Source organism: Micromonospora sp. NPDC049903 (assembly GCF_044460945.1).
GTDB lineage: Bacteria > Actinomycetota > Actinomycetes > Mycobacteriales > Micromonosporaceae > Micromonospora.
Window position 1 is genome coordinate 22,656 of record NZ_JBITKL010000015.1, and the last position, 7,731, is coordinate 30,386.

Consider the following 7,731-nt stretch of genomic DNA (forward strand, 5'->3'; position numbering starts at 1 on the left):
GCCCGCCGCGTCGGGGTGGGGACTCAGTACTGCCCGGGTCCGCGGGTGAGCGCGGTGCGGATCAGCCGGTCGACGAGCTTCGGGTACTCCAGGCCGGCCGCCGCCCACATCCGGGGGAACATCGACGTCGGCGTGAAGCCGGGCATCGTGTTGATCTCGTTGAGATAGACGTCCAGTTCCGGGGTGACGAAGAAGTCGGCCCGGGCCAGGCCGGCGCAGTCCAGGGCGGTGAAGGCCCGGACGGCGTAGTCGCGCACCTCTCGGGTGACCCGGTCGGGCAGGTCGGCGGGGAGGTCGTACTCGCAGGCGGACGCCGCGTCGATGTACTTGGCCTCGAAGTCGTAGAACTCGTAGTCGCCGACCACCCGCACCTCGGCGAGCACGGACGCCTCGGGCGTCCCGCCGGCCTCGCCCTCCAGCACGCCGCACTCGATCTCGCGACCGACGATGGCGCTCTCGACCAGCACCTTGCTGTCGATCTCCCGGGCGAAGGCGATCGCCGCCTCCAGGTCCGCCCAGTCGCTGACCTTGCTGACGCCGAACGAGGACCCGGCCCGGGAGGGCTTGACGAAGACCGGCAGGCCGAGCCGCTCCTTGTCCGCTTCGCTGAGCGTCATTCCGCTGCGCAGCACCGCGTACGGGACGACCGGGATGCCCTCGGCGGCGCAGAGCTTCTTGGTGAACTCCTTGTCCATCGCGGCGGCCGAGGCGAACACCTTCGCCCCGACGTACGGGATGCCGGCCATCTCCAGCATGCCCTGGATGGTGCCGTCCTCGCCGTAGGAGCCGTGCAGGACCGGGAAGACCACGTCCACATCGGCCAGCGCGCGGGGGCCGTCGGCCGGGTCGAGCACCAGCAGGCCGCTGCCGGTCGGGTCGGCGCGCAGCACGACGTCCACACCGGACGCAGCGGTGATCTCCGGCAGCTGACGCGCGCTGATCGCCAGTTGGGCGGGGTCGCCGTTGGTCAGCACCCACTGCCCGGCCCGGGTGATGCCCACCGGCACCACTTCGAACTCGTCGGGGTCCAGCGCGGCGAGCACGCTCCCGGCACTGACACAGGAGATGCCGTGTTCCGGACTGCGGCCGCCGAAGACGATCGCCACGCGGGTCTTGCCTGGGGTGGTCACTGCGGTCACCTTTCCGGGACGCACTGCTGGCGCTCTCCCGGATGACCTTACTGTGCGTGGCGGAGCCGGGTGGCCGATACCCTGCGGGAACACGGGATGACAGCATTCGGTCAACGTGACATATACGGTGCGTTACCGGGGCAGGTCAGCCGACCAGTTCCCGCTCGCCGAACGCGTGCCGCCGGCCGATGGCGATCACCTTGACCCGCTGCCGGCCCGCGCGCACCATGCCCAGGGCCATGAACGCGCCGGCGATCCGGTCCGCCGCCTCCCGGCTGCTCGCGCCGACGACCTGGCGTCGCCGCTCCGGGGTGACCCGCTCGTTGCGACCGTCCATCTCGTATGGACGGACGTCGGTCAGGACTACCAGGAAACGTGTCATCGCCGGCCGCCGAGGCGCTCGGCGCACACCCGCTGACCAGTTCGCACGTCGATTCCCTTCCGGTGGCCGACAACTGGCGCGGCACGCGGCGGTCGGGTACGGGGGAATAACCCGACCGCCGCGCGCCCCATCCCCTCCGGTCGCTCACCACCACCGTCGCCACGACAACCGGCGGTGAGGACGCGCTAACAGACTGACAGGTCCATGGGCATGAATGCAACTCTCACCGACGTTCTCTCATGTACAGAGTCCCAAATACGTGCGACCATCGATGCATGGCACCGAAGACCGCTCGCGCTCGCCGGTTGGGCCTCGCGCTGCGCCACCACCGGGAAGCCGCCGGCCTCACCTTGGAGGCCGCGGCCGACGAGATCAACAGCACCCGTAGCACGCTCTCCCGCTACGAGAACGCGCAGACACTGGTCAGCCCCGCCACCGTGCGGGCGCTGCTCACCCTCTACGGCGTCAAGGCCGAGGACGTCGCCGCGGCCGTCGCGCTGGCCAAGGACGCGCGCAAGCCCGGCTGGTGGGTCTCGTACTCGTACCTGCTGGACCGGCGCACCATCGACTTCATCGCGTTGGAGGCCGAGGCCACCGGCATCGCCAACTTCGAGCCGTCGGTGATGCCGGGTCTGTTGCAGACCGCCGACTACATCCGCGCGGTGATGCGGGGCGGACCGCACACGCTCAGCGACAACGACGTCGAGGAGCGGGTCCACATGCGGCTCGACCGGCAACAGCGGGTCTTCGAGCAGGACCCGCCGATCTTCGACGCGATCCTCGACGAGGCGGCGCTGCTGCGTCCCGTCGGCGACGAGTCGGCCATGCAGGGGCAGCTCAACCATCTGCTCAAGATGAGCGATCTGCCGAACATCACCGTGCAGGTGATCCCGCTGGTCGCCGGTTACCACCGGGGCACCCGAGGTTCGCTGCACATCCTCGAGTTCGCCGACCCGGAGGACCCGATCATCGCCTCGGTGGAGACCGTCGCCGGCCAGATGATCCTGGATCGGCCCGGTGACCTGCGCACCTGCACCAAGATCATGGAACACCTGCGGACTGTCGCACTCAGCCCGACGGACAGCCGTGACCTCCTGCTGAAAACCCTGAAGGGACGGTAAGAGAATGACACCGACGACCAACACCGTGGTGGCCGTGGCCGGGTGGCGCAAGAGCAGCCACAGCGGCGACGAGGGAGCCTGCGTGGAGGTGGCGGTCGTTCCCGGGACGGTGGCCGTACGCGACTCCAAGGACCCGGACGGCCCGCTGCTGCACTTCCCGCCGACCGCCTGGACCGCCTTCGCCCAGTCGCCCCCGACCCGCTGAACCGGGTCCGCACCCCCTGAGCCGTACCACCACACCGAGGACCGCTGACCGGGCCGGTAAGGGCACCGCCGGCCCGGTCAGCCCCGGCTCGGGTGCCGACGCGCTTCCCCACCGGTGCTACCTTCACGGCCGACGTTGCCGCCCAGCAGCCGGGGGTCCGTGTGGAGAGAAGGTACGGCGTCCTGACCGCCGTCGTCGTGGCGACGGCCAGTCTCGCCATCATCGGTTCCCTCGCCGGCTACTATCTGGCCGATCCACGGTCGCCGTCCGTCGAGGCCGGGTCGGACCAGAGCCCGGAGAACGCGACGGACCGCAGCGGCACCCCCGCCCGGGACGCGGACGACGCATCGCCGCCCCCGGCGGGCACCGACCGGCAGACGTACCGGCTCGACCGCCAGATCTACCAGCAGTCGTCGTTCCGCCTCACGCTGACCGGTGCCGAGACCTCCGCCGGCACGCTGCGGCTCACCTTCCGCTACCGCAACGACTCGCTGCTGCCGTGGCCGTTGAGCTGCCCGAGCCGCGAGGACGACCTGAACTCCTCCGCGTTGACGCTCGCCGACGGCCGCACCGTACGCCCCACCGACACCTGGTGTGCCGCCGAACGGGCCGGCGAGACGGTCACCGTCGCCCCGGGACAGTCGACCGACACGTGGGGCGTCTTCCCGGTGTCCCCGTCCCCCACCGAGCCCTTCTCGCTCAGCTGGTACGACTTCCCGGTCATCGAGGACGTCCGACTGGGCTGACCGGCGGCCGGGAGCAGTCGCCGACCAGCGGCCGAGGTCAGTCGCCGACCAGCGGCAGTGGTGCCGGCAGGTCCCGGGCCGCCTCCAGCGCGGCGAGCGCGACGCCCCGTGCACCGGCCATGTCGCGCTCCGGCACCAACGCGAAGGTGGCCAGAGCGGCCTGCTCCGCGCGGAGCGCGGTGTGCTCGCGTACCGCCGTGAGGAACCAGTCGCGGAACTCCGGGACCGTCTCCACCACGCCACCACCGACGAAGTACGCGTGCGGATCGGTGAAGTTCGCCGCGATGGTGAACAGCGCGCCGAGCGCCCGCGCCTGCTGCGCGAAGATCTCCCGGGCCATCTCGTCGCCGCGCTCGCCGTACCCGCGTACCAGCTTGGCCCCGCGAGCCGGTGACTCGTCGGCCAGCGGGTGCCCCGGAAAGCGCGTCAGCCAGTACGGCAACAGGTTGCGGCCGATCGCGGTCAGCGAGGCCACGCTCTCCACGTCACCGGCGAAACCGCAGGCGCAGGTCGGCACCGGCTGCTCCGGGGCCAGCACGGTGGTCAGCGGGATCTGCACGTGCCCCAGCTCACCGGCCATGCCGGCCGCCCCGGACACCACCCGGCCGTTCTCCACCACGCCGCCGCCCAGCCCGGTGCCGACGATCGCCGACACCGACGACCGCCGCATCGCGTCGGCGCCGAAGTGCACGTGGTGGGCGTAGAGCGCGGCGGCGTTGCCGTCGTTGTGATAGACCACCGGCAGCCCGAGTCGGCGCTCCAGCGCGCCCCGCACGTCGTACCCGCGCCAGGCCGGCTGGGAGAAGTTCGTCGACCCCTTCGACGAGATCACGCCGGTGGCGCTGGCCGGGCCCGGCGTGTCCAGCCCGACCGCCCGGACCGACTCGCGGGGCACCCCGGTCCGGGTCAGCACGCCGTCGAAGGCCCGTGCCATCGCCGCCACCGCCGCCTCCGGCCCGGCCTGCACCTCGCTGGGCGTCTCCACCAGCTCGTCCACCAGGAACCGCCCGTCGAGGGTCAGGACCGTGGTGTTGTTGCTCGTTCCTCCGTTGTCGATCCCGACGACCACCGGCACCGCTGCGCCACTCACCCGAAACCCGCCTCCCGCCGTCCGAACCTGACGCGAGGTTAGTTCTCGGTCCGCCGGCCCGCCATGCGTGCCGGGCCGTTCCCGTCCCGGTGTCCGGCACGGACCGGCTGGCAGGCGGTCATCGCGGTGGCCCCCAGATCGGCGTCGCGGAGCACCTCCGGCACCAGACCGACCCCGGTCAGCACCGCCCACAGCTCGTCCACCTGGTCCTCGCCCACCTCCACCACCAGGTGCCCGCCGGGGGCGAGCCAGCGCGACGCGGTGGTGGCGACCCGGCGCAGCACCGCCAGGCCGTCCGGGCCGCCGTCCAGCGCCACCGGCGCCTCGTACCGGCGGGACTCGGGCGGCAGCAACGGCAGCGCCGCCGTCGGCACGTACGGGGCGTTCGCCACCACCAGGTCCAGGGCACCCCGGCAGGCGGCCGGCAGCGGCGTGAACAGGTCGCCGCAGAGCACCGGCACCGCCAGGTGGGCCAGGTTCCGTCGGGCGCAGGCCACCGCCGCCGGATCCAGGTCGACCGCGGCCACCAGCCGGGGCGCGGTGAGCCGACCGGCCAGCGCCCGGGTCACCGCACCGGAACCGCAGCACAGCTCCACCACGGCCGCGCCCGGTCCGGTCACCGCCACGGCGGCCGAGACCAGCAGCGCGGTACGCGACCGGGGCACGAAGACCCCCGGCCGTACGCCGATCCGCTCGCCGCAGAACTCCGCCCAGCCGAGCACGTACTCCAACGGCTCGCCGGCGACCCGCCGGTCCACCAGCCCGGCCAACGTCTCCGGGCTGTCGGCCCCCTCGACCAGCAGCCGACTCTCGTCCTCGGCCCAGACACAACCGGCCTCCCGCAGCCGGCGCGCCAGGGCGTCGATCTCGGCCGGGGAGACGGGCTCCATCAGGCTGCCGCGTCCAACGCGGCCGTGACGTCGGCGACCAGGTCGACGGTGTCCTCCACCCCGCAGGAGAGCCGGACGAAGCCGGGTGCGGTGTCGTCGCCCCACTGCGCGCGCCGGTCGGCCGTGGTGTGCAGGCCGCCGAACGAGGTCGCCGCCCCGACCAGCCGGGCCGCATCGAGGAACCGGGCGACCCGGTCGGCGTCGGCCAGATCGAAGGAGAGCACCCCCGGCATCCGCCGCAGTTGCCGCGACGCCACCGGGTACGCCGGGTCGTCCGGCAGTCCCGGCCAGCGCACCCCCGACACGTCGGGACGGGCCACGAGCAGTCGGGCCAGCGCCTCGGCGTTCGCCGTCTGCCGGGCCAGCCGCAGGTCGAGCGTGGCCAGCGAGCGGTGGGCCAGCCAGGCGTCGAACGCCCCGGGCACCGAACCGGTGACCGTCCGCCAGGTGGTGGCCTGCTCCAGCAACGGCGTCGACCGGGTCGCGAGGTAGCCGAGCAGCAGGTCGGAGTGCCCGGTCAACGCCTTGGTGCCGGAGGCCACCACCAGGTCCGCGCCGAGGTCGAGCGGACGCTGACCGAGCGGGGTGGCGGTGGTGTTGTCCACCGCCAGCAGGGCGCCGGCCGCGTGCACCCGCTCGGCCAGGGCGGGCAGGTCCACCACGTCGAGCCCCGGGTTGGCCGGCGTCTCCACCAGCACCAGGCGTACCCCGGTGAAGTCCGGGTAGGGCCCGGCGGTCGGCGCGAACAGCACCCGGACCCCGTTGCCGGCCAGCGTGTCGGTGGCGAACGCGCGCACCGGGAAGTAGCCGTCGGCGGGCAGCACCACGGTGTCACCGGCCCGCAGCACCGCCAGCAGCAGGCCGGTGATCGCCGCCTGGCCACTGGCGAAGACCCGGCAGTCGCCGCCCTCCAGCTCGCCGATCGCCGCCTCCAGCAGGCGACGGGTCGGGTTGTCCGGCCGCCCGTAGCCGTTCGGCGCCGCCGCCGGTCCCTGCCGGGGATCCAGGTGGTACGGCGCGGCGAAGACCGGACCGGGCAGGAAGGGCGCGCCGGGCGTCGGCTCAGGCAGTCCCGCGTGTACGCACCGGGTGCCGTCACCGGCCGACCCGAACGTCCGGTCGTCCTGCTCTGGGGAAGGGGAACGCATCTCGTCCACGCGACTCACTCCGGCTTGGTGGTGCGGCTCATCAGCGCCCGGACCGCGCGCCGCGGGTCGACGCCCTCGTGGCAGACCAGCTCGACCTGCTCGGTGATCGGCATCTCCACCCCGTGCGCGCGGGCCAGGTCCCGGATCGCCAGCGCGCTCTTCACGCCCTCGGCGGTCTGCCGGGTGGCCACCCGCGCCTCCTCCAGCGTCGCGCCCCGACCCAGGTGCTCGCCGAAGGTGCGGTTGCGGGCCGACGGCGACGAGCAGGAGGCCACCAGGTCACCCATGCCGGCCAGGCCGGCGAAGGTGAGCGGGTCGGCACCGAGGGCAACCCCGAGCCGGGCCGTCTCGGCCAATCCCCGGGTGACCAGCATCGCCCGGGTGTTGTGACCGAACCCCATGGCGGTGGCGATGCCGTACGCCAGGGCGATCACGTTCTTCACCGCCCCGCCCAACTCGCAGCCGATCACGTCGTCGTTGGTGTACGGCCGGAAGTACGGCGTGGTGATCGAGTGCTGCACCTGCGCGGCACGGTCGGCGTCGGTGCCGGCGACCACGGTGGCGGCCGGCTGCTCGGCCGCGATCTCCGGGGCCAGGTTGGGCCCGGAGACCACCACCACGCGGTCCGCCGCCACCCCGGCGGTCTCCACGATGACCTCGCTCATCCGCTTGGTGGTGCCGAGCTCGATGCCCTTCATCAGCGAGACCAGGGTGGCGTCGGGGTGCAGGTGACCGACCCACTCGGCGAGGTTGCCGCGCAGCGTCTGCGACGGCACCGCCAGCACCACCATCTCGGCGCCCTCGATCGCCTCGGCGGCGTCACCGGTGCCGGTCACCCGCTGCGGCAGCGCCACTCCCGGCAGGTACTCCGGATTGCACCGCTCGTCCCGGAGGACGTCGGCGATGGACTGTCGCCGCGCCCAGATCGTGACGTCCCGTCCGGCGTCACCGAGGATCTTGGCGAACGCGGTCCCCCACGACCCGGCCCCCAGCACCGCCACATGTCCGCTCATGACGAC

Annotated in this window: 9 protein-coding genes; 3 read left to right on the forward strand and 6 right to left on the reverse strand. The window is 72.8% G+C overall.

Annotation, left to right across the window (positions count from 1 at the left end; genetic code table 11):
- Nucleotides 1–23 precede the first annotated feature (23 nt).
- Both ACIBO1_RS21455 and ACIBO1_RS21460 read right to left on the reverse strand, forming a co-directional pair.
- Entirely contained in the window at nt 24–1,130 is a 1,107-nt protein-coding gene (locus ACIBO1_RS21455; RefSeq protein ID WP_396749176.1) for a D-alanine--D-alanine ligase family protein, read from the reverse strand.
- A 145-nt stretch (nt 1,131–1,275) separates the two neighbouring features.
- Entirely contained in the window at nt 1,276–1,512 is a 237-nt protein-coding gene (locus ACIBO1_RS21460) for a hypothetical protein (protein WP_396749178.1), read from the reverse strand.
- Between the two features lie 275 nt (nt 1,513–1,787).
- Here ACIBO1_RS21460 and ACIBO1_RS21465 point away from each other — a divergent pair, with 275 nt between their 5' ends.
- From ACIBO1_RS21465 to ACIBO1_RS21475, 3 genes are all read left to right on the forward strand, one after another.
- Complete coding sequence (locus ACIBO1_RS21465; protein ID WP_396749180.1) at nt 1,788–2,633, forward strand: helix-turn-helix domain-containing protein; 846 nt, start codon at nt 1,788–1,790, stop codon at nt 2,631–2,633.
- A 4-nt stretch (nt 2,634–2,637) separates the two neighbouring features.
- Entirely contained in the window at nt 2,638–2,838 is a 201-nt protein-coding gene (locus tag ACIBO1_RS21470; RefSeq protein WP_396691755.1) for a DUF397 domain-containing protein, read from the forward strand.
- A 161-nt stretch (nt 2,839–2,999) separates the two neighbouring features.
- Nucleotides 3,000–3,584, forward strand: a complete 585-nt coding sequence (locus ACIBO1_RS21475) for a hypothetical protein (protein ID WP_396749182.1) — start codon at nt 3,000–3,002, stop codon at nt 3,582–3,584.
- 37 nt (nt 3,585–3,621) lie between these two features.
- Here the strand turns inward: ACIBO1_RS21475 and ACIBO1_RS21480 are convergent, their stop codons facing one another.
- From ACIBO1_RS21480 to ACIBO1_RS21495, 4 genes are read right to left on the reverse strand one after another with little or no spacing between them, the layout of a single operon-like run.
- The gene (locus tag ACIBO1_RS21480) at nt 3,622–4,674 is read right to left on the reverse strand and encodes an ROK family protein (RefSeq protein WP_396749184.1); all 1,053 of its coding nucleotides are present in this window, start codon (nt 4,672–4,674) and stop codon (nt 3,622–3,624) included.
- Between the two features lie 38 nt (nt 4,675–4,712).
- Complete coding sequence (locus tag ACIBO1_RS21485; protein ID WP_396749187.1) at nt 4,713–5,564, reverse strand: putative protein N(5)-glutamine methyltransferase; 852 nt, start codon at nt 5,562–5,564, stop codon at nt 4,713–4,715.
- Nucleotides 5,564–6,712 (reverse strand): cystathionine gamma-lyase, encoded by a 1,149-nt coding sequence (locus tag ACIBO1_RS21490; protein ID WP_396749189.1) that lies wholly within the window; start codon nt 6,710–6,712, stop codon nt 5,564–5,566. Before ACIBO1_RS21490 ends, ACIBO1_RS21485 begins: the two co-directional genes overlap by 1 nt.
- Before the next feature lie 14 nt (nt 6,713–6,726).
- Entirely contained in the window at nt 6,727–7,725 is a 999-nt protein-coding gene (locus tag ACIBO1_RS21495; protein WP_396749422.1) for an NAD(P)H-dependent glycerol-3-phosphate dehydrogenase, read from the reverse strand.
- Nucleotides 7,726–7,731: the final 6 nt, after the last annotated feature.